Here is a 24,628-nt window from a genome sequence, read left to right on the forward strand (position 1 = left end):
CAATAATGCAAAAAAAAGCTTCCGGGTTACCCGGAAGCTTTTTTGTATATTTTTGTCTTTAAAATATCGCCGGATATTTTTGAGGATTGGTTTCATTAAACATCGCATAGATCTTTTCTACCATATCATCTGCAGAAGGTTTGCTGAAATAATCTCCATCACTTGCATAAGCAGGACGGTGGTCATTTGCGGCAATTGTTAAAGGATCAGAATCAAGATATCTGAAAGCTTTTTGCTTCTCCAAAATCTGCTGAAGAATAAATGCTGAAGTTCCTCCTTCCACATCTTCATCGATCACCACTAATCTGTTGGTTTTCTTCACACTCTCCGCAATTTCGTTTGTTAAATCAAAAGGAATTAAAGACTGAACATCAATAACCTCTGAAGAAATTCCTAATTTCTCCAGCTCTTCTGCTGCCTCCATTACAATTCTCCATGTAGACCCATAGGTTACTAACGTTACATCCTTTCCTTCTTTCGTTACTTCAATCTTCCCGACAGGAACAGTAAACTCTCCCAGGTTATCAGGCTGCTTCTCTTTTAAACGGTATCCGTTCAGACACTCAACAATTACTGCCGGATCATCACTCTGAAGCATTGTATTATAGAATCCTGCAGCTTTTGTAAGGTTTCTTGGTACTAGTACCAGAATCCCTTTTGAAAGATTAAGAATTCCTGCCATCGGAGAACCTGAATGCCATACCCCTTCTAATCTGTGCCCTCTTGTTCTGATAATTACGGGTGCTTTCTGCCCTCCTTTTGTTCTGTACTGAACTGTTGCCAGATCATCACTCATTCCCTGCAGGCAGTATAGGATATAGTCTAAATACTGGATCTCGGCAATTGGTCTCAGACCTCTCATTGCCATACCGATTCCCTGGCCTAAAATAGTCGCTTCACGGATTCCCGTATCTGCAACACGAACTTCACCATATTTCTCCTGCATTCCTTCAAGTCCCTGGTTTACATCACCGATGTTTCCGGCATCTTCTCCAAATACAAGGGTTTCAGGATATTTTTCAAAAATTTTATCAAAGTTGTTTCTTACCACTACTCTTCCATCCACATCTTCTGAGCTGTCTGAATATACAGGCTTGATCTCTTTAACGTTTTCGGCCTTCCACTGAGACTGAGAATACAGATGAGAAGAATAGTTGTCTTTTTCTACTTCCAGGATCTCATTGTACTTCTGTATTAGCTGGTTTCTTTCAGGAGTATTGGTTCCTCTTGTTGCCAGTAAAGACATTCTTACCAAGTGGAAAATATCTTTTTTAGCTTTTGAGACTAATTTATTAAAATGAGTAATGTAATTTTCTATTTCTGCATTTTGACCTTTAAGGTTTTCCACCAAAGGTAGAACTGCTTTTGACAGGTCTGAAATGGTTTTCTGATAGTTTTCCCAAGCCAGTTTCTGTCCGGCTTTTACTGTCTTTTTAGCCTCGTCATCGATAGCATCCAGTTCTTCTGCGGTTGCAATCACCTCTTCTTTACCTTCAATTTCAATGGAATAGTTGAGAATCCACTCTCTGAACTTGACCAACCCGTCAAAATCTGCTTCCCATGAAAGACGTTCTTCATTCTTATATCTTTCGTGAGATCCTGAAGTAGAGTGCCCTTGTGGTTGCGTAACTTCAATGACGTGAACAACTACAGGAACACTTTCAGTTCTTGCAAAATGTTCAGCTCTTGCGTAGGCATCCAATAATGCAGGATAATCCCATGCTTTTACCTGAATGATCTCGCATCCCTGGTTTTCTCCTTCTTTTCTCTGGAAACCACTTAGCATTTCAGAGATATCCGCCTTTGCTCTCTGGTTTTTAGTAGGAACAGAAATCCCGTACCCATCATCCCAGATCGAAACGATCATCGGAACCTGAAGTGCACAAGCCGCATTCAGAGTTTCCCAAAAATGGCCTTCTGCTGTGGAAGCATCGCCAATTGTTCCGAAAGCTATTTCATTTCCATTGTTTGAAAACTTTTCAGAACCTTCAAATTGTACTGATTTATATATTTTAGAAGCCTGAGCTAACCCTAATAATCTAGGCATTTGTCCTGCTGTAGGAGAAATATCAGAAGAAATATTTTTTTGAGCCATAAGGTTTTTCCAGCTCCCGTCCTCATGTAAGCTTCTCGTTGCGAAATGCCCGTTCATCTGTCTTCCTGCTGATGCCGGCTCTCTTTCTACGCTGGTATCTGCATATAGCTGTGCAAAAAAGCTTTCAACCGTTAACGCATTGACGGACAAAGCAAAGGTCTGATCCCTGTAATATCCTGAACGGAAGTCGCCATTTCTGAAAACTTTCGCCATTGCCAGCTGTGGTAATTCTTTACCGTCACCGAAGATCCCGAATTTAGCTTTTCCTGTAAGAACTTCTCTTCTCCCCAGGTAAGACATTTCACGAGAGATTCTCCCTAATTTATAGTCTTCAAGTATTTGATTTTTAAAATCTTGAAAGGAAATCTTCTGTGTTTCAATATAGGTTGTTTGCATAGCCAAATATAAAAATTTTTAGTTCTAGAAGTATTTTGCTAATATACACTTTTTAAATTAATTTTAATTTTTAATAATCTTTTTTAAAAATTTGATAATAAGGCAAATTGTGTTTTATTTTAAATAAATTTGTATAAATGGAAAAAAAATCACCTCATATATTAAATGCATCCAGCAATCTTTTAGGATTTTCTCTGATTATAATCACTTCATTGAAAATCACTAAAATCAGTGGTAGTACGTATCTGGACGAATTTGCAGGTGTTGCTTGTATACTTTTTGCCTGCAGTTGTTTTTTTTCATTTCTGGCTATCAGAACGAAGAATGAAAAAAGAGAAACCAAGTTTGAGAACATTGCGGATTATTTATTTTTAATTGCTTTATTCTGCATAGTCCTGGCAGTTATCATCGTAACCATAAGAATAATGTAATCATTTATCCCGAATTGAAAGATAAACATTAAGTAGAGTTGAATATAAATGAATATTTAGGCCATATAATCAAATTCACTTTATTTTAAGATAATCTGATTATAAAAGCATTTATAGAATTTCCCAACGGATGGCAATTACAGAGAACTATAACAGGAAAAACCGCTTTAAGGATTAATTATTTACGGGAGATAAAAAAAGTACCGGCACTTTTAGAATTTTCTTTCGATCACATAATCCAGCATGCTGTGGAGTGATCTTTTAGCATCTGAATCGGGGAATTCATTAAGCAGGTCTTTTGCTTTTTGCTGGAAATCTTTCATTACACTGATAGCATAATCCAGCCCACCTGAGCTCTTAACAAAAGCGATAAGCTCTTTTACACGCTTCTGATCATTATTATAGCGTTTGATCGTATTGAGATAGTATTTTCTGTCTTTTTCACTTGCTATTGTAAGGGTATGGATCAAAGGAAGTGTCATTTTCTGTTCCTTAATATCAATCCCCACCGGTTTCCCGATAACATTTGAACTTAGATAATCGAACAGGTCATCTTTAATCTGAAAAGCCATTCCGGTATAAGTTCCAAAGTCCTGCATTCTTTTTGCAAGCTTTTCATCAGCGTTATTTGACAAAACACCTATTTCGCAACATGCGGCAATCAGGGTTGCTGTTTTCTGACGGATAATTTCATAATAAACATCTTCAGTAATATCAAGCTTTCTGGCTTTTTCCAATTGAAGAAGCTCTCCTTCAGACATTTCCCTGATGGTCCTTGAAATAACAGAAAGTAAATCATAATCTTTATGGTCGGTAGACAACAGAACTGATTTCGATAAGAGATAATCCCCAACCAATACTGCAATTTTATTCTTCCATAAAGCATTAATAGAGAAAAAATTCCTTCTTTTAAAACTTTCATCCACTACATCATCATGGACCAATGTTGCGGTATGGATCAACTCTATCATCGAGGCTCCGCGATAGGTCTTTTCTGTAACTTCACCTACCAACTTTGCGCAAAGAAATACAAACATAGGACGCATCTGCTTCCCCTTGGTCGTAACAATGAAACGTGTCACTTTATCCAGTAAAGGAACTTTACTTTGCATAGATTCATAAAACTTTTGTTCGAAAAGTTTCATTTCTTCATTGATCGGTTGCTTGATTTCTTCTACGATGTTTGCCACAATCTGTGAGTGATGGATAAATAATAATTAATATTCACAAAGATAATTTTTTTCAGGCAATTTTAGTAGAAAATTCAATCTTTGAATTCTTCTTTTGGAATAAAATACAGACTCTGCTTTACAGTTCCGAGTGGATAACGGAATTTCTCCCCGGAAATATAGACTCCTTTTTCATCTACGGCAATTCCTTCGATCTGCCCGATTGAGGTGGCACTTCCCAGATAATAGTGCTTTAATCTCTCTTTAAAAAAGATTCCCGGTTCAGTTTCATTAAAAATATCAAGGAAAACTTCTGTTTTTTTGGTGTATCCAACCAAATAGAGTTTATGATCAAAATAAGCAGCATCGGTTACTACAAAATCTGTTTTATAAGTTTCTATTTTTTCGGCTTTCTGCAATTCATCCGCTTTTGGATCGATGGTATAATGTGAGGTTGCTTTTGCGGACCATTCTTTGGTAAAAATATGCAGTTTACCATTCAAATAAATCATAGCTTCCGCATCGAAATCATTATTGGTGTTTTTGGGGACAAATTCTTTTTGTTCAGGATAATAAAAAGAAAGGGTTCTAATAGAGTCATTTTCCATCCTGCCATTAGAAAAAGGAACTTTATAAATTTCAAGGTCTTTTCTTGTTCCTGTATTATTTCCAAAATCTCCGATATAGAAATGAGAGTCATCATGAGTAAGCGCTTCCCAATCTTTATTTTTAGCTTTAATTTTCAGGATACTCAACACCTTTCCTGAGTCCTTGTCTATTTCAAAAAGCTCCGGGCTATTACCACTATCATTAAAAGTATAAAGTTGACCATTAAAGAAATCCAATCCCGATGTTTCTTTAACCTCATCTTCTAAAAAGGCTGTTCTGTACCTTTTTATTTTAAGAAAATCTGTCTGTTGGGAAAATGAAGTCTGAAAAAACAGAAATACAAAGATGAGGATAACCTTTTTCATTGAATAAAAATACTAATTTACCGGTTTAGCATAGCAAAATTGATGCTGTAAACGATGCACTTATCATATTGCTAAAATAAAACGGGCTTTTGGGCCCGTTTTACTGATTAAAAAAGTTGTTTGAAAAAATTTATGCTGACTTTTTATGTTGTTTGCGGATTTTCCTTGCAAAGTAATCTTTCTGATATTGCCTTACCGTCTTTCCTGTACCGTCATGTCTCCAGCCGGGAGAATTGAAAATATAATTGATCCTGTCTGAGAATTTCAATCCCGGTTGTTTGATATCTTTCCATATTTTTCGCCATTCATAGAACAGCACCGTATCAGGTCTGTCATCGGGCATTTTAGGGTATATCCCGTATTTCACAGGAATATTCGGATCCTCTTTTTCAAAAGTCCCGAACATTTTATCCCAGATGATCAGGCACATTCCCATATTTCTATCGAGATATTTGATGTTGCATGCATGATGTACACGGTGATGGGATGGAGTCACCAGAATATGTTCCAGGAAACCCATCTTTTTTACCGTTTGCGTATGAACCCATGTTCCATATACCTGTCCGATAGCGTACACTACCATAATATGCCATGGATTGAATCCTAAAAAGGCAAGCGGAGAAAAATAGAGGTACCGGTACAACGGTTGTAAAACAGGACTCCTGAATCCCGTTGTCAGGTTAAAGTATTCGGAATTGTGGTGGGTAATATGAACTGCCCAGAAAGCCCTGGAATGATGATCTACATAATGAAGCACATAATATGCAAAATCCGTGATAACAAAGCAGATCAGCCAGTACCAGATGGTGAAATCCCAAGAGAAAAGACGGTGATTGTAAAAGAAAAACATCACCCCCATTGCAAAAACCTTCATTACCAGATCCAAACCAAAATTCAGAAGAGCTAAAAAAACGCTTGTTGCTACATCTTTTTTATTATATAGTTTAGCCTCAGAAACGTGGCTATAAATCATTTCAGCTAAAATTACGGTGGCATGAAAGGGAATTGCCCAGGCATAGACATTTTCTAGTCCATCTTCGCCCAAAAAGTAATTCATCGTTACTAATTTTTGTACAAAGGTAGGACATTCTGAAAATCAGAGTCCCATTTTAGATAATTTTTTAAGGAAATTTTAATCGGTCGTCTTATTGGCCAATTGTCCGCATGCGGCATCAATATCTCCACCTCTGCTTTTTCTGATCATTACTGTAATACCCGCATTTTCAAGCTGACGAACATAATTTTCTTCTGCCTGTTTATTGCACTGGTCATATTTACCATCACCGATCGGATTGTACTGGATAAGATTAACTTTGGAAGGAACCTGCTTGCAATATTTGATCAGCGCTTTGATATCTTCATCACCATCATTAATGCCTTTCCACACACAATATTCAAAAGTGATCACGTTGCCGGTCTTTTTGTACCAGTATTGAAGAGCCTCCATAATATCAGTTAAAGGAAACTTATCTGAAAAAGGCATGATTTCGTTTCTCTTGGATTCTATCGCAGAGTGAAGCGATAATGCCAGTTTTACCCTAAGGTCATCATCGGCAAGCATCTTGATCATCTTTGGAATCCCGGAAGTAGAAACCGTAATTCTCCTTGGAGACATCCCCAAGCCTTCAGGCTGGGTAATTTTCCGGATCGCTTCTACCACATTTTTGTAATTCATCATTGGCTCTCCCATTCCCATAAAAACGATATTGGTAAGAGGGCGGTCGAAATACATTTTGCTTTGACTGTCAATAAGTGCAACCTGATCCACGATCTCGGCGACTTCAAGATTTCGCATTCTTTTTAGTCTTGCGGTAGCACAGAATTCACAGTTTAACGAACATCCTACCTGTGAGGAAACACAAGCGGTAGTTCTTGTTTCAGTAGGAATCAGAACAGATTCTACCATAAGACCATCGTGAAGTTTCACCCCATTTTTAATGGTTCCGTCCTTACTTTTCTGAAGCAGGTCCACAGATACCGGATTGATGGTATATTCTGCTGAAATTCTGTCACGAAGCTGTTTTGAAAGATTGGTCATCTCATCAATAGAATGGAGGTTTTTACTCCACAACCAGTCATAAACCTGTTTCGCGCGAAATGGTTTTTCTCCTAAAGTCAAAAAGTAGTCTTTAAGCTGGTCCAGTGATAAAGTTCGAATATCTTTCAAAATAGAGTTGAGTATAGATTTTAAATTATAAATTTTAGATTAAAATCCCCAAACGAAGTTAGGACTTAATCTAAAATTTACAATCTATCATTTAAAATTATTATAAAATAAGCATTGCGTCCCCGTAAGAATAGAACTTATACTTTTCTTTTACGGCTTCTTCATATGCATGCATTACAAAATCTCTTCCAGCAAATGCCGCAATCATCATAATTAATGTAGATTTTGGAGTGTGGAAGTTTGTAATCATTGAGTTGGCTACTCCGAATTCATGAGGCGGATAGATGAATTTATTTGTCCAACCGTTGAATGCAGAGATTTTTTTGTTGGAAGAAACAGAAGTTTCCAATGCTCTCATTGTTGTAGTTCCTACAGCACATACTCTTCTGTGTCCTTCTACTGCCCTGTTGATGATTGCAGCATTTTTCTCATCAATGATGATTTCTTCAGATTCCATTTTGTGCTTGGAAAGATCTTCAACCTCGATCGGATTAAATGTTCCCAGACCTACGTGAAGAGTTACTTCTGCAAAATCGATTCCTTTGATCTCCAATCTCTTCATCAGATGTTTGGAGAAGTGTAATCCTGCAGTCGGTGCTGCTACTGCTCCTTCTACTTTTGCATAGATCGTCTGGTATCTTTCAGCATCTTCAGGCTCTACAGCTCTTTTGATATATTTTGGAAGCGGAGTTTCTCCTAATTCTTTTAATTTTGTTCTGAACTCTTCATAAGAACCATCGAATAAGAATCTTAAAGTTCTTCCTCTTGAAGTGGTATTATCGATAACCTCAGCTACCAAAGATTCATCTTCTGTAAAGAACAATTTGTTTCCAATTCTGATTTTTCTTGCAGGATCTACCAATACGTCCCAAACACGTGTTTCTTTATCAAGCTCTCTTAAAAGGAATACCTCAATCTTAGCACCTGTCTTTTCTTTATTTCCATAAAGACGCGCAGGGAAAACTTTAGTATTATTGAAAATAAACAAGTCCTTCTCATCGAAATAATCCACTACATCTTTAAACAACTTGTGTTCTATAGTTTCGGTTTTTCTGTTAAGAACCATAAGTCTAGCATCATCTCTATGCTCGGACGGGTGTTCTGCCAATAGTTCATCAGGAAGGTCAAAATTAAAATCGGATGTTTTCATTTTTTTAAATTACGGTTTAAAAATTATTGAAATTACTGGTGTAATTTTCGGTGTGCAAATATACGACATTGAACACCCCTTTGTCAAGCTTTATTTGATAAAGCTGTCAAATGGTTAATAATTACTATGTATTTTGGTCTGAAAAAGATGTAATTTGGTCGCACAAAATTGATTAATTATGAGCAAATATTCGTTAGAATCATTCATTAAAGAAACCAAAGAAAATCCTGAAGAGCGGGACTATTTTGAACTTGAAAAGCCTCAGCTTTTAGAGATAAACCTTACCAATCAATCGGTTTGGACTAAAAGGGGAAGTATGGTGGGCTACATCGGAAATATAAATTTTGAAAGGCAAGGCATGCTTGCAGGAGGTATCGGAAATCTTCTGAAAAAAGCAATCAGTGGTGAAGGTACGAGATTAATGAAGGCAGAAGGCACAGGAAAACTGTATGTGGCTGATTCAGGAAAAAAAGTACGTATCCTTTACCTGAATAATGAAGCATTGTGTGTGAACGGCAACGATGTCCTGGCCCATGAACAAAGTATAAAAAGTGATATTACCATGCTTAAAAGTATTGCAGGAATGCTGTCGGGCGGATTATTTCAGGTAAAACTTTCCGGAACGGGACATGTGGCTATTACAACCCACGGAGAACCTTTAACGCTTATGGTAACTCCTGAAAACCCTGTTTTCACAGATCCTAATGCCACAGTTGCATGGTCCGGGAACTTAACTCCTGAACTTAAAACGAATGTTTCTTTTAAAAGCCTTATGGGTAGAGGAAGTGGTGAAGAATTTCAGATGAAGTTTTCAGGAAACGGATGGGTTCTTATCCAGCCCTATGAAGAAGTATATGCAATAGAAAAATAATAATACCTATAATGGGCTATTAACAAAATTAACTTCATATTTTTATTAAGCTTTAAAGCCGAAAATAAAATGAAAAATCTTTTAAAAATATTTTTTGCACTGATTCTTCTTCCCAATTTGGCAACTGCCCAATCGTCAAAGAAAAACTATCAATACAATATCGATCTTATTCATACGGATAATGACCAGGTGACGGTTTCTTTTACTCCACCCAAAAATAAGCTGGAAAAAGGTAAGTTTATTATACCCAAACTCGTTCCCGGATTTTATCAGCCCCTGAATTTCGGGCAATATGTTTCCGATGTTACAGCAATCGATAAAAAAGGGAAAAAAGTGGTTACGGAACGCTTAGATACCAACAGCTGGTTAATCCACGATCTCAGGCATGTAAAAAAGATATCCTATCGTGTTGCCGATGGCTGGGATTCCCTAAAGGAGCATACAGAAGGAGCAAAGTCAGCAGGAAGTACTTTTAAAAAAGACAGTGTTTTTGTGATCAATTATAATTCATTGGTAGGTTACTTTGAGGAAATAAAGGATAAACCATATGAAATCAGCATTAAGAAAAATAAAGATTTTTATGCTTCTTCTGCGTTGGATTATGAAAGAAAAAATGACAGTACAGACATCGTCCGGGCAAAAGATTACAGAAGCCTCGTAGATTCTCCTGTACTGTATTGCGTTCCTGATACGACCTGGTTAAAAATAGGTACCACTGAGGTGCTTGTATCATTTTACAATAAAAAGGAACGGCATTATTCCAAAAAAATAGCAGATCATATAAAGACGATTTTAGAAAATCAACAGGCCTACCTGGGTGGAAAATTGCCTGTCGAAAAGTATGCTTTTCTGATTTATTACGAATCTTCAGATAAAAAAGGGTTTATGGGAGATGGCCTCGAACACTCCAGGTCGACCGTATGTCTTTATCTTTCCGGGAATATCGGCTATCTGCCGGATGCATTGGACAGGGTTGCCTCCCATGAGTTTTTCCACATTATCACTCCGCTTCATATTCATTCAGGAGAAATCCAGCATTATGGTTTCTTAAATCCTTCGATGTCGAAACATCTCTGGCTGTATGAAGGTATGACGGAATACGCAACGATACACATGCCCATAAAGCAAAAGATGATCGGTATTCCTGAATTCGAAAAAAAGCTGGAAGAAAAGATAGCCGGTATGAAGGAGTTTGATCCTCATTTGTCCTTTACCGATCTGAGTAAAAACGCTATGGAAAAACAGGACCAGTACATGAACGTTTATCAGAAAGGCCCATTAATCGGGTTATGCCTGGACATCAGATTGCGTGAGCTTTCGGGTGGAAAAACGGGAACCCAGGATCTGATGCAACGCCTTATGCAAAAATATGGAGAGGATCGCTATTTCAATGACAATGATTTATTTGATGAAATTACAAAAATGACTTTTCCGGAAATCCGGGATTTTTTCAGGGATTATGTAGAAGGAACAAAACCACTTCCCTTAAAAGAATACCTTGCCAAAGCCGGTTTTGCCTATGATGACACTACGGGAAAGGTTACCGCCTTAGCTCATCCTGATCCGAAGCAAATTGCATTGAGAAAAGCCTGGATCGGCCAATAAGTTGTATGTAGGTAGCTCACTGAAAATACTTTTCCTCATGGATTAAAAATATTGAGTTTCAAAAATTGTTCTTTATTAAAACTGTTTACTATGAAAAAAACCTTTACCACATTTCTTTTATTAGCAATAAATGTGGTCTATTCTCAAATTTCAAATGTGGAAAAAGTAATTGATTCCAGTGTGAAGAATGATAATTTCAACGGAGCAGTTCTGATTGCCCAGAATGGCAGGACCGAATTACTTTCGTATAAAGGATTATCCAACAGACATTATAACATCAGCTTTTCAGACGAAACCAGATTTCATATATTTTCTCTCACCAAGTCATTTACTGCAGTCCTGATCATGCAGCTATATGAAAGAGGTAAAATCAACCTGGACGCTCCCATTGCAACTTATCTTCCGGATTACAAAGGGGAAGCCGCTAAAAAAGCAAGCGTAAGAAACCTTCTAACCTATAGCAGCGGGAGATTTAATAAGGACATCAGTTCTCCGGAACTCATTCACGAGGCATATGACAATACAATTTGGAACCTGGATGATTTTATCAAAACCTTTCTCTCTGAAAAACTGATCGATAAACCCGGAACAAAATTCAGCTATAACAATGGTGATTATATCCTGCTTGGAAAAATTATTGAAAATATATATGGTAAATCTTTTGAAGAAGTTCTGAAAGAGCAGATCCTGGTTCCTCTTAAAATGAATAATACAGGTCTTTTGCACCACAATGATATTATCCAGAATATAGATGACGGATATTCGGAAACAGATTCGGACCCATTTGCTCTTCATATCCCAACCAACACCTATATCGACAATTTTTATACGGCCGGGGGCATATACTCCACTCCCAAAGATCTTTTAACCTTTGACCAGGCCGTTTTCAATCATGTTTTATTAAAAAAATCAACTGTAGACACCATGCTTACTCCTTATAAGGAGCTTGGGGATACTGCTTTTAGCTTTTGGGTTTATCCTAAAAAATTCGGAAATATGACTACCCTATTTGTAGAACGTCAGGGTGAAGGTTACGGACATAGTGCGAACTGGGTGCATTTACCTGAAAAAAACCTGACGGTGATTATTCTGTCCAATACCAAAAACATCAACTACCTCAACAAAATGAGAGAGAGGCTAATAAGTGCATATTACGGACAATAAATAAAAATAAAATCAATTTTAAGAGTAAAATGATTCACTGGTTATTGATATTTTAATATCTTTAAATTTAAATAACATATTTAATCAAAAATATCATTTATGGATAATTCACGTAGAGACTTCATCAAAACAACTGCATTAGCTTCATTCGGAGCACTTGTTTTACCTCATTCTTTATTTGCCTATTCAAAAGGTTTTGTATCTGATAAAAAAGTAAGAGTTGGTTTTATAGGAGTCGGATTACGGGGACAGGAACATGTAAAGCTATTGGCTAAAAGGGACGATGTTGAGATCGTTGCTTTTGCAGACCCTAGTCCAATTATGTTATCTGCCAGCCAGAAAATCTTAAAAAGCAATGGTAAACCGGAAGCCCGTGAATTTTCAAATGGAGAATATGATTACAGAAATCTCCTGAAACTTGGCAACATCGATGCGGTTGTTATCGCTACTCCGTGGGAATGGCACCTTACACAGGGAGTTGAAGCGATGAAGGCTAAGAAAATTGTTGGAATGGAAGTATCCGGTGCCATTAAACTGGATGACTGCTGGGAATTCGTAAAAACTTATGAGGAAACAAAAGTTCCCATTTTTATGATGGAGAACGTATGTTACCGTAGAGATATCATGGCTATCCTGAATATGGTCCGTAAAGGAATGTTTGGAGAATTGGTCCACGGAAGAGGAGGTTATCAGCATGATCTTCGCGGGGTTTTATTTAATGACGGTGTTACGCCTTACAATTCCGGAGCCGAATTCGGGGAAAAGGGTTTTAGCGAAGCAAAATGGAGAACGGAACATTATGTAAAAAGAAATGGAGAACTTTATCCTACCCACGGCCTTGGTCCGGTTTCCGTTATGATGGATATTAATCGTGGAAACCGATTAACACGCTTATCTTCATTTTCTTCAAAATCCCTCGGCTTGCATCAGTATATTGTGGAACATCCGAAAGGTGGAGCCAACCATCCTAATGCCAAAGTGAAGTTTAACCAGGGTGATATCGTTACGACACAAATAGCTTGTGCTAACGGAGAAACTATTCTTCTGACACACGATACCAGCTTACAGAGACCTTATGATCTTGGATTCAGAGTGCAGGGAACTGACGGAATCTGGCAGGACTTCGGATCAGGAGGCGCAGATCAGGGACATATTTATTTTGAAAAGATAATGAATCACACCCATAAATGGGATAATACCGAGAAATGGATCAAAGATTACGACCATCCGATATGGAAGAAATTTGAAAGCAAAGCAACTGGCGCAGGACATGGTGGAATGGACTTTTTCGTTATGAACACCTTTATTGAATGTATAAAACGTAATATAGAATTCCCTATGGATGTATATGATCTTGCCACCTGGTATGCAATCACACCGCTCAGCGAAAAATCAATTGCTAAAGGAGGACAGGTTGTTGAGATCCCTGATTTCACAAAAGGACAATGGAAAAATCGTAAACCTATATTCGGAATGACAGATGAATTCTAAAAAAACACTTCTCATAGTAGCCGGAGGCTTAGGCACCCGCTATAAAGGCCTTAAACAAGTAGATGGAATATTGGGCAATGGCTCTCCTATTCTGGAATATTCTATTTATGATGCTCTAATGGTCGGCTTCAATAAAATTGTGATTATTATTAATCGTTTCATCCCTGAAAGCTATATAGAAAGGCTGGAAAACATTTCCAAAACCAACAACTTTGAGTTGCAATGGGTCTATCAGGATATGGATAAATACATTCCTTCAGGGTATGATTATTCGTCCCGGGAAAAACCTTGGGGAACAGGCCATGCCGTACTTTGTGCAAAAGAATATATTAGTGAACCTTTTGTAATGATCAATGCAGACGATTTTTACGGTAAAGAAGTTTATCAGTTAGCATCGAGTGAAATCGACAATCAAAATGTTTCTGATTCCCAATTTGAACTCATTGCCTATCCGCTTTCTACCACGTTAAGTAACAATGGTACGGTAGCCAGAGGTATTTGCACGGTGGATGATGATCATTTTTTGCTAAAAGTAGAAGAGCAGACTTCCATCCGAAAAGAAAATAATACTATTGTCTATACCGATGAAAACGGGAAAGACATAGAAGTAGCACCAGATACTTTGGTTTCTATGAATTATTTTATTTTCCATCCCATTATATTCGATTCATTAGAAATCTATTTTAAGGATTTTATTACATCCAATCCACAACCCAAAGAAGAATTTTATATTCCTACTGCTCTGCAGAAAATGAACGAGGAGAATACAATCAAAATTGCAGTCAGAACCTCGCCATCTCATTGGTTGGGAATGACCTATCCCGATGATAAAATTATTCTAAAAAGTTACCTTGAAAAAGAAATCCAAAACCAGCGATACCCTGAAGATCTATGGAGCTGAAGAATATTATCTCAAAATTTATAGGCACTGACAACTGTACAGTTACTCAGATCAATAACGGTTTGATCAATACTACCTATTGTGTAGAAAATAATCAAAACCGGGAAAAGTATATTTTACAGAAGATTAATACACAAGTCTTTAAAAGGCCGGAGCAGGTTATCAACAATCATTTGAAAATAAATAAGATTCTTAAAGAGGGTCAATATCATTTCAAAATGACACAACCGATTGCTTCGTCTTCAGAGGAGTTTTTAATCAGGGATGGAAATGGAGATTCATGGCGAATGACCAGCTTCATTGATAACAGCATTACCTTTCTTACTGTTCCTTCAGCAGAAACAGCTTCCAAGGCAGCAAGGGCTGTGGGTTATTTTCTTAGCATCATTAACACGCAAAGTCTTCCCATCATTGAAGATCCACTACCCGATTTTCTCAATTTTGAAAAGAGACTTACCGACTATAAAATTTCATTAGAAAGCGGATCATCTTCTTTAAAAGAAAATGCAAAAGCTGAAATAGAAATGATGAACCAATTGTTGTGGTTACCTGATCAATGGATCAAAATGCAAAATAATGGCCAACTTCCTAAAAGAATTGTTCATGCAGATGCGAAAATCAGTAATATTCTTTTTGATCAGAACCATGACCCGATGGCTATAATTGACCTGGACACAATCATGACTTCTACTATTCTCTATGATTTTGGAACCATGATCCAATCATACACCAATACCACTAATGAAGATGATGGAACAGCTCAAAATAATTTCAATTCAGAAATTTTCGAATCGGTAAAAGAGGGCTTTCTATTTCATCTTAAGGATCTATTGACTCCAGACGAGTTTGAAAATCTTGATTATTCCGCACAGGTGGCTATCTACATTCAGGGGCTTCGTTTTCTTACAGATTATTTAAATGGAAGCACTTATTATTCTACAACCTATCCGGAGCATAATCTCGACCGTACGAAGAACCAGCTGGAGCTTCTCAGGGGTTTACGCAGTTATTTAAAAGTAGATTAAAGTGCACATCTTATGATGATGTTGCTGGAGCATAAAGGAAATAAGGAAGGAGGTTATTTTAGAAATTCCATGATCTTTGACCATCCTTCTAATTTCTTTTCCAACGAAATGGTATGCAGCGGGCTTGTCGAAGGCAGCAGAATCACAGGAAGCCGATAACTTTTTCCTAAAACTTTCTGTAGGTTTTTATAAGATTTTCCTCCATTACAAAATATGGCAGTGATATTCGGATATTGTTCTAAAAGTTCTTCAATCTGATTGGCTTCTTCATTTCTGATCTCCGAATCAAGACTTCCTTTTCGCTCACAGGAATCAATCACATCCCAAAGTGCGATGTGATGTTTCTTCAATGTTTCAATCCTTACTGTATAATCTTCCGTAAATTTTTCATGAAGCAGCTCAAAAATAATCTTCCAGAATTTATTTTGAGGATGTGCATAATATTGTTGTTTTTCCAATGATTTGACCCCGGGAATAGAACCTAAAATTAAAATTCTGGAATGGACATCAATAATAGGAGGAAATGAAGAAATACGGTTTTGCATAATTCAAATATAAAAAAAACGGGCCAAAAGCCCGTTTTCGTTTTTATTGTTTGTTATAAAGTTTCTTTTAACCAGTCAAAGAATTCTCTTTGCCATACCAAACCATTTTGCGGGTGAAGCACCCAGTGGTTTTCGTTCGGGAAATACACTAATTTTGTTTTAAGGCCTCTTAATTTTGCTGCCTGGAAAGCCTCTTGTCCTTGCTCATAAGGCACACGGTAATCTATTCCTCCTTGGACAATCATGATCGGCTTATTCCATTTTTCAACAAAATTGCTAGGGTTAAATTCTGTATAAGCTTTTGGAAGCGGCTTCTCCCATGGAGACCCTAAATCCCAGTTGGCAAACCAGAGCTCTTCAGTGGTCAGATACCATGATTTCATATCAAATAGCCCGTCGTGAGCAATAAAGGTCTTGAATCTGTTATCGTGAATCCCCGCAAGCATAAATACACTGTATCCTCCATAACTTGCTCCTACTGCAGCTACTCTTTGTCCGTCCACATAAGGTAATGTCTTAGCATAATCTGTAGCGGCAAGATAATCCCTCATAGGTTGTCCACCCCAGTCTTTAGAGATTTCTTCATTCCACTTTGTTCCCCAGCCCGGCATTCCTCTACGGTTCGGCGCAACTACAATGTATCCGTTAGCCGTCATAAGAGCAAAATTCCATCGTACACTGAAAAACTGAGTCAATGCAGATTGAGGTCCACCCTGGCAATATACCAAAGTAGGATATTTTTTATTCGGATCAAAATTCGGCGGATAATGGAACCATACTCCCATTTCTTTTCCATCCGATGTTTTCACCATTTTTAGTTCAGATTTCCCTTGAGCCAGTTTGGAATAAGTATCTTTATTGGCTTCCGTAACCTGTTTCATTTCACCGTTTTTAATGTTTACAGAAAATAAATCTGTAGCATGGTTGACATCGGTTCTGCCTACCAATAAGGTGTTTTTATTATCAGCAAAGATTTCATTTACATCAAAATCTCCTTTTGTGATCTGTTGAACCTTTGCATTTTTAGGATCTAAGGAAAACAATTGTTTTGTTCCTCTGAATGCCGCTGTAAAATAGATGGTTTTGGAATCACCACTCCAGAAAACATCACCGGAAACACTTTCGTCCCAGCCTTTTGTTAGGTTCTCTGTTTTTCCGGACTTCCAGTCCATGATTTTCACATCATTTTTATCCGCTTCATAGCCATCTCTTTCCATGCTCTGCCATACCAGTGATTTTCCATCCGGACTGAATTTAGGATTGACATCGTAGCCTTTATTTGATTCTGTAAGGTTCTTTGTAGCACCGGAAGCAAGATCATAAGCAAAAATATCCGTATTTGTACTTGTAGCATACTCTTTCCCGCTTTTAGGCTTGGTAACATACAAAAGCTGAGAAGAATCAGGACTCCAGATGAAATCCTCAGCTCCACCAAACGGCCTCTGCGGAGAATCCCATGTCTTTCCTTCCAGTAAGTCTCTTGATGATTCCACTTTATCTGAAGTATTTACTACAAAAACATGATTGTATTTTCCCTCATTGAAATAATCCCAGTGTCTGTGGTTCAAGTCAGTATACACCTGTGCTGTTGTTTTAGGAGTATCGCTGTATTTATCTTTCCCCATTACCTTCTCCACTAAAACCTGCTTGCTGAAAGCGATTTTCTTTCCATCAGGGGAAATTACAATATTATCAACCTCACCGATGGTATAAAACTCCGCCCAGGTTTTTCCGTTATCTTTAGAAAGGAATATCTTATCTCCTTCCTGTGCGTAAATTCCATTCTTATCCCACTGAATAAGAGCTTTTTTACCTAAGTCTAATTTTGAAGACTGATTATTGATAACATTAAGGAAATAGTTTTCGTTTTTCGTTTTCTCTGTTTTCAGATCTACTTGTCCTACTTTATAAATAAGTGAAGACTGATCAGGTGAAACTGCCTGTACTCCCACTTTTTTCAAAGTCCAAAGAATTTCAGGCGTCATTAACTGTTGTGCATTCATTAAAAGTGGGGCTGCTAAAGCCAGCAGGCTGTACTTAAGTTTCATAAATTGCTTTTTAATTCAAAGATTGCCAAATTTAGTACTTAAAATAAAAATATGCGAAGGAATTAACAATTATCTTGTTTTTTGTTAAAGTGATGAATTGATTTACCTGTGATACATTTGATGATAAGACGCTTGTACAGTTGCTATTTATGTTATTTATATCCTTTTTGATGGACCCAATAAAAAATCCGCCAGCTCAACTGACGGATTTATATTGTTATGCTATACTTCTGTAAGCTTAGTCCCCATCTGAGAACATAGAATTGGCCAGTGAAGTGATCAATGATAAGGCGATACTAAAAATGAATGCCCACCAGAATCCATCTACAACCATACTGTCTATGAAATAATCTGCCAGAAGGATGATCAATGCATTAATGACTAAAGCAAATAATCCTAGGGTGATGATCGTTAAAGGAAGTCCCAAAAGACTTAAAACAGGTTTTACAATTAAATTCAAAAGTCCCAAAACAATCGCGAAAATAATCGCAGATGAAAAGCCTTCAAAATGTACTCCCGGTAAAATTTTCGTTAAAAGAAACGCAACAAGCGCAGTAATCAGTAAACGGATAATTAAGTTCATATGTTAATATTTTTAATAGTTTGTATACAAGTATCAAAACTCATTCCATCGGATCTCGGTTTGAATGATTAATAAAAGTCTTTATCCATCATGAATTGCTAAAGTTTATATTTTCAATACAATAAGGGAAAACACTGATTTTTCAAAAATGGGTATTTTCCCTTTGGGTTATGATCTTTTTATTCCTGAATTTTAAGTCTGCAAACCCCTTAAAAATTATGATCATGGACGCAACACACACAACCAATCTCACCAGAGTTGATGCAGGAAAAGATTCATCCTGGCATATTCACAAGGATCACCTGAAGTATTCCAATATTCAAAAAACAAGAGTGGACTTTAATGGACGGAGCCTTGAAAAAATTATGCAAAAAATTGCAGACAACGCATTTATTAATGCACCTTATCTACAATCTGATGAGCAAAACCGCTATTACCAGGAATGCCTTAGATGGATTGAAGAGAATTATGATTAATCATTTTTTTTAAATGGACAAATTGCCTAAGGTATCCTTAGGCATTTGTTTTTTTGGCAAGTAAGACGGCTGAAGTAAAAGTTACGTGTCTTTTTTTTAATTTTATAACAGCTAATAATCTTATATGAAAAAAGAATACACCCATTATTTCAGATATATTATGCTTGCTTCTATCCTACTATTAATCATATCAATGATAGTGCAGGTTAATCTGTTGGTCATTAGTGCTCTTTCTGTGGTTTTTATTTTATCTCTTATTCTTGTGCTTGACCAAAGCGAGTAGATTTAAATAACGGTGGATGCCCTGTAAATCAATTCGGTTTCCATAATAACCGTCTGATCCGGTGATGACGCATTTTGTATTTTTTCCAGCACGAGACGGGCAGCGGTTTCTCCCATTTTTTCTAATGGCTGCTGTACTGTTGTCAGCTGCGGATGCACAATAGTTGCTAGTTCTGTTCCTGAAAAACTTGCAATCGCTATCTCTTCAGGAATTTTTATATTCTGCTCATGAAGATAATTCATTGCACCAATAGCTAATGTATCGGAAAAGGCAAAAATACTGTCGAAATGGATGTTTCTGTTTAATAGTTCCTGTACTGCCTTTCTGCCATCTTCAAAAGTCATTCCCTCTGTAGAAACAATCAGATCAGGATCAGTAAGACTATATTTCTCCATAATACGCTTGTATCCGTTCACTCTTTCAGTTACGTTCCTTATCGTTAAAGGCCCCATAATGTGTGCGATCCTTTTTCGTCCCGTATTAATCAGATGCTCCACTACTAATGATGCTTTGATCTGATCATCTACGATCACCCGCGAAGCCTGTATTGATTTCCCGGGTATCCTGTCAAAAAATACCATGGGAATATCATTATTGATCAGCTTTTTGTAAACTTCTTCATTAAGACTTTCATGACAAAGATTAATAATGATCCCGTCCACATTAAATTCTTCTAAAAGCTTAAGATTCTCTCTTTCTATCAATGGATTTTCATCCGATTGTGTTATGATAACACGATACCCTAACGGATCCAAAATATTCTGAATCCCCTTCAGAACTTTTGAAGAAAATGGTGTGATCATTTCCGGTACCACCAATCCAATATTTTTGGATTTCCCATACTTTAAATTCAAAGCTGTTGCATTGGGTTTATAGCCCAATTTCGTTGCTGCTTCCAATACCCTCTTCTTAGTTTCCGGGTTGATATTTTTATCATTAAGCAGTGCTCTTGAGATGGTAGAGGTAGATAATGACAAAAATTTCGACAAATCTTTAATGGTTACACGCTTCATCAGGGACTCTTTTTTATCAAAAATAACAAAAAAATAAGCAAATGGGAACGTTCCCAAATTCTGGGAACGTTCCCATTATCAATTTCATAACAAAAAATACCGCGCAATAGATTTATTAATATAAGTTTAGCAAACGATTAACATTCAATTAAAAACTATAATATATGACTCCCAATTCTTATCCCTATAACCGTGAAAATATTAAAACCGGCATTGTACATATTGGTGTCGGAAATTTCCACAGGGCTCATCAGCAGTATTACACCCACCTTCTGCTGGGAGACAAAAGTCAACAGCAATGGGGAATCTGCGGAATTGCCTTACTTCCTTCTGATGAAAAAATAGTACGTGATTTAAGATCCCAAAATCTGGACTATACCCTTACGGTTTGTGGAAGGGATGGAAAAGATGAAATCTATACCATAGGTTCACTCACAGAGTTGATATGGGGAGTAGAAGATCCCCAGGCAGTAATTGCTAAAATCGCTGATCCGGCGATAAAGATCATCAGTCTTACCATTACGGAAGGAGGATATAATCTCAATAAAGAAACGAATGAGTTTAATCTGAACGACAGCCACATACAAAACGATTTAATGAATCCGGGTACTCCTGAAACGGTTTTTGGATTTATAGCAGAAGGTCTGCGATTGCGTAAAAAAAATGGAGCCGGAAGTATCACGATCCTGTCTTGTGATAATCTTCAGCATAATGGCAATACCGCAAAAAGGGCATTCACCAGTTTTATAGAATCTCAGGATAAAGATCTTGGAAACTGGATCAAATCCCACGTTACATTTCCGAACAGTATGGTGGACAGAATTACACCTGCTACCACAGCCAAAGATATTGAAAGGCTTAATGAAAAAAGCGGCTGGAATGATAAAGCCCCCGTTTATTGTGAAGATTTCATCCAATGGGTGATAGAAGATCAATTTATCGCAGGAAGACCTGAATGGGAAAAATCCGGCGTAGAATTCACGAATGACGTCACTGCTTTTGAAAACATGAAACTCAGTCTCCTGAATGCTTCGCACACCCTATTATCCTACCCTTCTTTCTTAAAAGGCTACCGCAAGGTAGATGAGGCCATGCAGGATCAAAGTATTGTAAAGCTAATCAGGGATTTTATGAATATAGATATTACACCATATGTTCCGGCACCTGCCGATACTGATTTAGATCTTTACAAACGTACACTGATAGAAAGGTTTTCCAATCATAGCGTAAGTGACCAGGTGAGCAGATTATGCTTTGACGGTGTTTCTAAATTTCCGGTATATATTATGCCCAATCTCGCAAAAATAATCAGTGATGGAAAAGATCTTATGCGTCCGGCATTTCTTATAGCTTCTTACAGGCATTATTTGAAATACAAGACAGACGATAAAGGTTTTACATATGAAATTGGCGAGCCATGGCTGGCTTCGGAAGATGAAATTTTAATCCAAAGTGATAACCCCATTGATTTTTTAGATCTTTCTGCCTTTAAAAGCATCGATTTGAGAGAGGTAAATGCATTTACCGGTCTGTACTTACAGTTTGTTGATGATATTAAAAATCAGGGGATCGCACCTGTTTTAGAAACTATTGTAAACTAAAGTATTATGCAAACAAATTCCGAAATAAAAGCTTTGAAAATAAAGTCTGACAGCAGTATCCTTCCTTTTGCTATTATTACTTTCATTTATTTTATCGTTGGTTTTCTGACAACTGTTAATGAACAGTTGCAGGCTCCTTTAAAATTTACTTTTCTGGCTCATGCGGGAGGTCTGAAAAACACCTTCACCACGCTCATTTCTTTCTTTTTCTTTTTAGGATATTTGTTAAACGGCACTTTAGGAAGCAAATGGGTCAATGCCTTTGGATATAAAAATACGATCCTAAGAGGTTTGTTTTTTATGATCTCCGGATTGATGATGTATTTATGTTCTTCGTGGGTGGGTTATCAGTTTCCTTCGGTGGATTTCAGGATCGGTGATGCCATTATTCCCTTTGGGTTTATCATTTTTGTAGCCGGATCTTATTTAATGGGAACTTCTGCAGCAATTATTCAGGTGGTGGTAAATCCTTATGCTGCCTCTTATCCTTTAAAGGGGACACAGCCCGTACAACGACTGAATATTTTAACAGCCATCAATTCTATTGGTACGACCTCAGCACCTTTCTTTGTGACCATCGTGATGTTCAGTGGTATCTCCATTGAAAATATTGAAATAAAACAGCTGCTACTACCTCTCTCTGTACTGATCATCTGTATTGTTACGGTGATGGCTATCACCAAGAGACTGCATCTTCCTGATATTGAAAATACGAGAGCCGTTGCAGGAGAAAAACTGGAAAGAAGCATCTGGTCATTCCGCCATTTTGCTTTGGGTGTGGTTGCCATTTTCTTTTATGTAGGAACCGAAGTTGCCATCGGAGCCAATATCAACCTGAATGCTTTTGAGCTTATGGAATCGGGAAAGCCGATCACTTTCTTCGGAAAAACGGATATTATTATCGGCGGAATGGACCTTGGAATTCATGCATTATTATCTACTTTATATTGGGGAGGCTTCCTTGTTGGAAGATCTATTTCTAGTTTTTTCAATAAGATCTCAGCGAGAACACAGCTTGCAACGACAACAGTTCTTGCTACCATCCTGGCGATTACTTCAATGATCACCCAGAACCTTTGGTTCCTTGTTGCCATCGGGCTTTTACATTCTTCTATGTGGAGCTGTATTTATACACTTTCTATAAAGGGTCTGAATAAATATACCTCAAAAGCATCCGGTGTATTCATTTCTGCTGTATTTGGCGGTGCGGTATTTACTTTACTTCAAGGAGGACTGGCTGATCTTTTCGGCTCATGGAGATGGACCTGGATATTAACGGTCATCTGTGAACTGCTTATGCTTTCTTATGCACTCTTCGGATCTAAGATCCGGGAGAAAGATATTATTAACTAACCATTCATTTCTTTTATACATTCCTTTTTTCCGGTATTCATTTACCGGACAGGAATGTTGTAATCAAAAAGACACTCAGCATTATGATTAAAATTAAAAAGTTGATGATTATTTCCATCATCATTGGAAATTCATGGGTTTATGGCCAGAAACTGCATTCTGCATTGCAGCTCAGAAACAGTCATTTGTGGCGAGGTCAGGAAGTTTCCTCAGGTTTCATATATACCGGTGATGTTCATTTAGATGGTAAGAATTTTTACGGAGGATTCTGGGCCGGAGGAAATGCAGATGGCTCCTATAAAGAGTTTGACAATTATATTGGATACAAAAATAAGCACCTTATGGTGGAACTCTGGGATATTTATAATTTTTCACCTGGTGCCACTTATAACAACAAAGAATTTTTTAATTACAATGCAAGTGAAACAGGGCGCTTCTGGGATTTCAGGTCATATTATACAATAAGTGAGAAACTACCCTTAGTCTTAAGCTGGAATACGGTAGTCTTTGGCCGGGATAGGGATAGGGACAATACACACAATAAATATTCTTCTTTTGTTTCAACAGAATATCCTTTCTATACAAAAGAAAACCTCGCGGTACGAGGGAGGATCGGATATGCCTTTGCCTTACATAATCCCAAAGGTGAAAAAGGAAACTTTTTTGCTCAAGAAGCAGGTTTTAATGAGATCAGTCTGATCATTACCAAAACATTTTCCATTGCGGGTTATCAGCTTCCGGTTGGAATCTGGGGAATGTTTAATCCTGTAGGAAATAATGCTTACCTGCAGTTTTCTGTTCAGGCTTATTCTTTTTAAATCTTATTTAAGTCTCATCATCGTAACCAATGATGTGGCAACATGAGTTTCGGATGATCCGTTTTCGTCCACTGTATAAATTTCAGTTCTGATCACGCTGATCTTCCCGCCTCCTTTTACTACGTATGATTTTGAAATCAAAGCATCTCCCATTGCAGGCCTTAAATAATTAACCTTAAGTTCTATGGTCACTACGTAACAATCATCTTTATAATTGCTTACCGCAGCATATCCCGAAGAAACATCAACCAGAGAAGCGATCATTGCCCCATTAAACATTCCTGCCTTACGGGTCATCATTTCCATCTTTGGGATTTTAATGGATATGAAATCGGTTTCTACTTCAAGAAGCTCAGCTTTGTAGAATTTTAAGGTTTCGGAGCGGTTGAAACTGTCTATGATCAGTTGTTTTTTCTCAGGTGTCATGGATTGAAATATGATTCTTACAAATGTAATAAAAGGATTGAAA

Annotated in this window: 22 protein-coding genes; 11 read left to right on the forward strand and 11 right to left on the reverse strand. The window is 37.4% G+C overall.

Features of this window, described 5'->3' with window-relative positions:
• Nucleotides 1-58: 58 nt before the first annotated feature.
• A complete protein-coding gene (locus ACNFU2_RS07550; protein WP_273648512.1) occupies nucleotides 59-2,491 on the reverse strand; it encodes an alpha-ketoacid dehydrogenase subunit alpha/beta in 2,433 nt (810 codons plus the stop codon).
• 137 nt (nucleotides 2,492-2,628) lie between these two features.
• Between ACNFU2_RS07550 and ACNFU2_RS07555 the strand changes: the two genes are divergently transcribed.
• On the forward strand, nucleotides 2,629-2,922 hold the full coding sequence (locus ACNFU2_RS07555; RefSeq protein WP_172279244.1) for a hypothetical protein: 294 nt from the start codon (nucleotides 2,629-2,631) through the stop codon (nucleotides 2,920-2,922).
• 212 nt (nucleotides 2,923-3,134) lie between these two features.
• On the opposite strand, the gene ACNFU2_RS07560 is transcribed toward ACNFU2_RS07555, so the two are convergent.
• The 5 genes from ACNFU2_RS07560 to queA form a co-directional block, all read right to left on the reverse strand.
• A complete protein-coding gene (locus ACNFU2_RS07560; protein WP_172279246.1) occupies nucleotides 3,135-4,112 on the reverse strand; it encodes a polyprenyl synthetase family protein in 978 nt (325 codons plus the stop codon).
• Nucleotides 4,113-4,186: 74 nt separating this feature from the next.
• Nucleotides 4,187-5,065, reverse strand: a complete 879-nt coding sequence (locus tag ACNFU2_RS07565) for a hypothetical protein (RefSeq protein ID WP_273648513.1) — start codon at nucleotides 5,063-5,065, stop codon at nucleotides 4,187-4,189.
• A 130-nt stretch (nucleotides 5,066-5,195) separates the two neighbouring features.
• A complete protein-coding gene (locus ACNFU2_RS07570; RefSeq protein WP_172279250.1) occupies nucleotides 5,196-6,122 on the reverse strand; it encodes a sterol desaturase family protein in 927 nt (308 codons plus the stop codon).
• 75 nt (nucleotides 6,123-6,197) lie between these two features.
• Nucleotides 6,198-7,232: a 23S rRNA (adenine(2503)-C(2))-methyltransferase RlmN gene (gene rlmN, locus ACNFU2_RS07575; protein ID WP_172279252.1), complete on the reverse strand. Its 1,035-nt coding sequence runs from the start codon at nucleotides 7,230-7,232 to the stop codon at nucleotides 6,198-6,200.
• 100 nt (nucleotides 7,233-7,332) lie between these two features.
• On the reverse strand, nucleotides 7,333-8,382 hold the full coding sequence (gene queA, locus ACNFU2_RS07580) for a tRNA preQ1(34) S-adenosylmethionine ribosyltransferase-isomerase QueA (protein WP_172279254.1): 1,050 nt from the start codon (nucleotides 8,380-8,382) through the stop codon (nucleotides 7,333-7,335).
• A 178-nt stretch (nucleotides 8,383-8,560) separates the two neighbouring features.
• On the opposite strand from queA, the gene ACNFU2_RS07585 reads away from it, so the two are divergent.
• The 6 genes from ACNFU2_RS07585 to ACNFU2_RS07610 all read left to right on the forward strand — a co-directional run bounded on the left by ACNFU2_RS07585 (nucleotide 8,561) and on the right by ACNFU2_RS07610 (nucleotide 15,439).
• A complete protein-coding gene (locus ACNFU2_RS07585) occupies nucleotides 8,561-9,253 on the forward strand; it encodes an AIM24 family protein (protein WP_172279256.1) in 693 nt (230 codons plus the stop codon).
• A 69-nt stretch (nucleotides 9,254-9,322) separates the two neighbouring features.
• The gene (locus tag ACNFU2_RS07590) at nucleotides 9,323-10,858 is read left to right on the forward strand and encodes a hypothetical protein (RefSeq protein ID WP_273648514.1); all 1,536 of its coding nucleotides are present in this window, start codon (nucleotides 9,323-9,325) and stop codon (nucleotides 10,856-10,858) included.
• Between the two features lie 90 nt (nucleotides 10,859-10,948).
• A complete protein-coding gene (locus tag ACNFU2_RS07595; RefSeq protein WP_273648516.1) occupies nucleotides 10,949-12,022 on the forward strand; it encodes a serine hydrolase domain-containing protein in 1,074 nt (357 codons plus the stop codon).
• A gap of 99 nt (nucleotides 12,023-12,121) precedes the next feature.
• Nucleotides 12,122-13,513, forward strand: a complete 1,392-nt coding sequence (locus ACNFU2_RS07600) for a Gfo/Idh/MocA family protein (protein ID WP_273648517.1) — start codon at nucleotides 12,122-12,124, stop codon at nucleotides 13,511-13,513.
• A complete protein-coding gene (locus ACNFU2_RS07605; RefSeq protein WP_273648518.1) occupies nucleotides 13,503-14,414 on the forward strand; it encodes a nucleotidyltransferase family protein in 912 nt (303 codons plus the stop codon). Before ACNFU2_RS07600 ends, ACNFU2_RS07605 begins: the two co-directional genes overlap by 11 nt.
• On the forward strand, nucleotides 14,405-15,439 hold the full coding sequence (locus ACNFU2_RS07610; protein WP_273648519.1) for a phosphotransferase enzyme family protein: 1,035 nt from the start codon (nucleotides 14,405-14,407) through the stop codon (nucleotides 15,437-15,439). Before ACNFU2_RS07605 ends, ACNFU2_RS07610 begins: the two co-directional genes overlap by 10 nt.
• A 53-nt stretch (nucleotides 15,440-15,492) precedes the next feature.
• Here ACNFU2_RS07610 and ACNFU2_RS07615 read toward each other — a convergent pair whose 3' ends face one another.
• The 3 genes from ACNFU2_RS07615 to ACNFU2_RS07625 form a co-directional block, all read right to left on the reverse strand.
• Nucleotides 15,493-15,984, reverse strand: coding sequence for a DNA-deoxyinosine glycosylase (locus ACNFU2_RS07615; RefSeq protein WP_273648520.1), 492 nt, complete (start codon nucleotides 15,982-15,984; stop codon nucleotides 15,493-15,495).
• Nucleotides 15,985-16,037: 53 nt separating this feature from the next.
• Nucleotides 16,038-18,032 carry an alpha/beta fold hydrolase gene (locus tag ACNFU2_RS07620; protein WP_418124515.1) on the reverse strand — a complete coding sequence of 665 codons (1,995 nt, stop codon included), beginning with the start codon at nucleotides 18,030-18,032 and terminating at the stop codon, nucleotides 16,038-16,040.
• A 238-nt stretch (nucleotides 18,033-18,270) separates the two neighbouring features.
• Nucleotides 18,271-18,615 (reverse strand): phage holin family protein, encoded by a 345-nt coding sequence (locus ACNFU2_RS07625; protein WP_172279273.1) that lies wholly within the window; start codon nucleotides 18,613-18,615, stop codon nucleotides 18,271-18,273.
• A gap of 224 nt (nucleotides 18,616-18,839) precedes the next feature.
• Between ACNFU2_RS07625 and ACNFU2_RS07630 the strand changes: the two genes are divergently transcribed.
• Nucleotides 18,840-19,091, forward strand: a complete 252-nt coding sequence (locus ACNFU2_RS07630; RefSeq protein WP_172279275.1) for a hypothetical protein — start codon at nucleotides 18,840-18,842, stop codon at nucleotides 19,089-19,091.
• Nucleotides 19,092-19,376: 285 nt separating this feature from the next.
• On the opposite strand, the gene ACNFU2_RS07635 is transcribed toward ACNFU2_RS07630, so the two are convergent.
• The gene (locus ACNFU2_RS07635) at nucleotides 19,377-20,387 is read right to left on the reverse strand and encodes a LacI family DNA-binding transcriptional regulator (protein ID WP_273648522.1); all 1,011 of its coding nucleotides are present in this window, start codon (nucleotides 20,385-20,387) and stop codon (nucleotides 19,377-19,379) included.
• 164 nt (nucleotides 20,388-20,551) lie between these two features.
• Between ACNFU2_RS07635 and ACNFU2_RS07640 the strand changes: the two genes are divergently transcribed.
• The 3 genes from ACNFU2_RS07640 (at nucleotide 20,552) to ACNFU2_RS07650 (ending at nucleotide 24,159) form a co-directional block, all read left to right on the forward strand.
• The gene (locus ACNFU2_RS07640) at nucleotides 20,552-21,988 is read left to right on the forward strand and encodes a mannitol dehydrogenase family protein (RefSeq protein ID WP_273648523.1); all 1,437 of its coding nucleotides are present in this window, start codon (nucleotides 20,552-20,554) and stop codon (nucleotides 21,986-21,988) included.
• Between the two features lie 6 nt (nucleotides 21,989-21,994).
• Complete coding sequence (locus ACNFU2_RS07645; RefSeq protein ID WP_273648524.1) at nucleotides 21,995-23,341, forward strand: MFS transporter; 1,347 nt, start codon at nucleotides 21,995-21,997, stop codon at nucleotides 23,339-23,341.
• 83 nt (nucleotides 23,342-23,424) lie between these two features.
• Nucleotides 23,425-24,159: a hypothetical protein gene (locus tag ACNFU2_RS07650; RefSeq protein ID WP_273648525.1), complete on the forward strand. Its 735-nt coding sequence runs from the start codon at nucleotides 23,425-23,427 to the stop codon at nucleotides 24,157-24,159.
• 3 nt (nucleotides 24,160-24,162) lie between these two features.
• Here the strand turns inward: ACNFU2_RS07650 and ACNFU2_RS07655 are convergent, their stop codons facing one another.
• Nucleotides 24,163-24,585, reverse strand: a complete 423-nt coding sequence (locus tag ACNFU2_RS07655) for a PaaI family thioesterase (RefSeq protein WP_172279721.1) — start codon at nucleotides 24,583-24,585, stop codon at nucleotides 24,163-24,165.
• Between the last annotated feature and the right edge of the window lie 43 nt (nucleotides 24,586-24,628).

Source organism: Chryseobacterium sp. PTM-20240506 (genome assembly GCF_048296755.1).
Lineage (GTDB): Bacteria > Bacteroidota > Bacteroidia > Flavobacteriales > Weeksellaceae > Chryseobacterium > Chryseobacterium proteolyticum.

Excerpts from the sequence above, each read along its gene's own strand:
- ACNFU2_RS07625 (WP_172279273.1), bottom strand. The coding sequence starts at position 18,615 with ATGAACTTAATTATCCGTTTACTGATTACTGCGCTTGTTGCGTTTCTT.
- ACNFU2_RS07550 (WP_273648512.1), bottom strand. The coding sequence starts at position 2,491 with ATGCAAACAACCTATATTGAAACACAGAAGATTTCCTTTCAAGATTTT.
- ACNFU2_RS07615 (WP_273648520.1), bottom strand. The coding sequence starts at position 15,984 with ATGCAAAACCGTATTTCTTCATTTCCTCCTATTATTGATGTCCATTCC.
- queA (WP_172279254.1), bottom strand. The coding sequence starts at position 8,382 with ATGAAAACATCCGATTTTAATTTTGACCTTCCTGATGAACTATTGGCA.
- ACNFU2_RS07655 (WP_172279721.1), bottom strand. The coding sequence starts at position 24,585 with ATGACACCTGAGAAAAAACAACTGATCATAGACAGTTTCAACCGCTCC.
- ACNFU2_RS07595 (WP_273648516.1), top strand. The coding sequence starts at position 10,949 with ATGAAAAAAACCTTTACCACATTTCTTTTATTAGCAATAAATGTGGTC.
- ACNFU2_RS07585 (WP_172279256.1), top strand. The coding sequence starts at position 8,561 with ATGAGCAAATATTCGTTAGAATCATTCATTAAAGAAACCAAAGAAAAT.
- ACNFU2_RS07600 (WP_273648517.1), top strand. The coding sequence starts at position 12,122 with ATGGATAATTCACGTAGAGACTTCATCAAAACAACTGCATTAGCTTCA.
- ACNFU2_RS07605 (WP_273648518.1), top strand. The coding sequence starts at position 13,503 with ATGAATTCTAAAAAAACACTTCTCATAGTAGCCGGAGGCTTAGGCACC.
- ACNFU2_RS07610 (WP_273648519.1), top strand. The coding sequence starts at position 14,405 with ATGGAGCTGAAGAATATTATCTCAAAATTTATAGGCACTGACAACTGT.
- ACNFU2_RS07555 (WP_172279244.1), top strand. The coding sequence starts at position 2,629 with ATGGAAAAAAAATCACCTCATATATTAAATGCATCCAGCAATCTTTTA.
- ACNFU2_RS07570 (WP_172279250.1), bottom strand. The coding sequence starts at position 6,122 with ATGAATTACTTTTTGGGCGAAGATGGACTAGAAAATGTCTATGCCTGG.
- ACNFU2_RS07640 (WP_273648523.1), top strand. The coding sequence starts at position 20,552 with ATGACTCCCAATTCTTATCCCTATAACCGTGAAAATATTAAAACCGGC.
- ACNFU2_RS07565 (WP_273648513.1), bottom strand. The coding sequence starts at position 5,065 with ATGAAAAAGGTTATCCTCATCTTTGTATTTCTGTTTTTTCAGACTTCA.
- ACNFU2_RS07635 (WP_273648522.1), bottom strand. The coding sequence starts at position 20,387 with ATGAAGCGTGTAACCATTAAAGATTTGTCGAAATTTTTGTCATTATCT.
- ACNFU2_RS07590 (WP_273648514.1), top strand. The coding sequence starts at position 9,323 with ATGAAAAATCTTTTAAAAATATTTTTTGCACTGATTCTTCTTCCCAAT.
- ACNFU2_RS07630 (WP_172279275.1), top strand. The coding sequence starts at position 18,840 with ATGGACGCAACACACACAACCAATCTCACCAGAGTTGATGCAGGAAAA.
- ACNFU2_RS07620 (WP_418124515.1), bottom strand. The coding sequence starts at position 18,032 with ATGAAACTTAAGTACAGCCTGCTGGCTTTAGCAGCCCCACTTTTAATG.
- ACNFU2_RS07650 (WP_273648525.1), top strand. The coding sequence starts at position 23,425 with ATGATTAAAATTAAAAAGTTGATGATTATTTCCATCATCATTGGAAAT.
- ACNFU2_RS07645 (WP_273648524.1), top strand. The coding sequence starts at position 21,995 with ATGCAAACAAATTCCGAAATAAAAGCTTTGAAAATAAAGTCTGACAGC.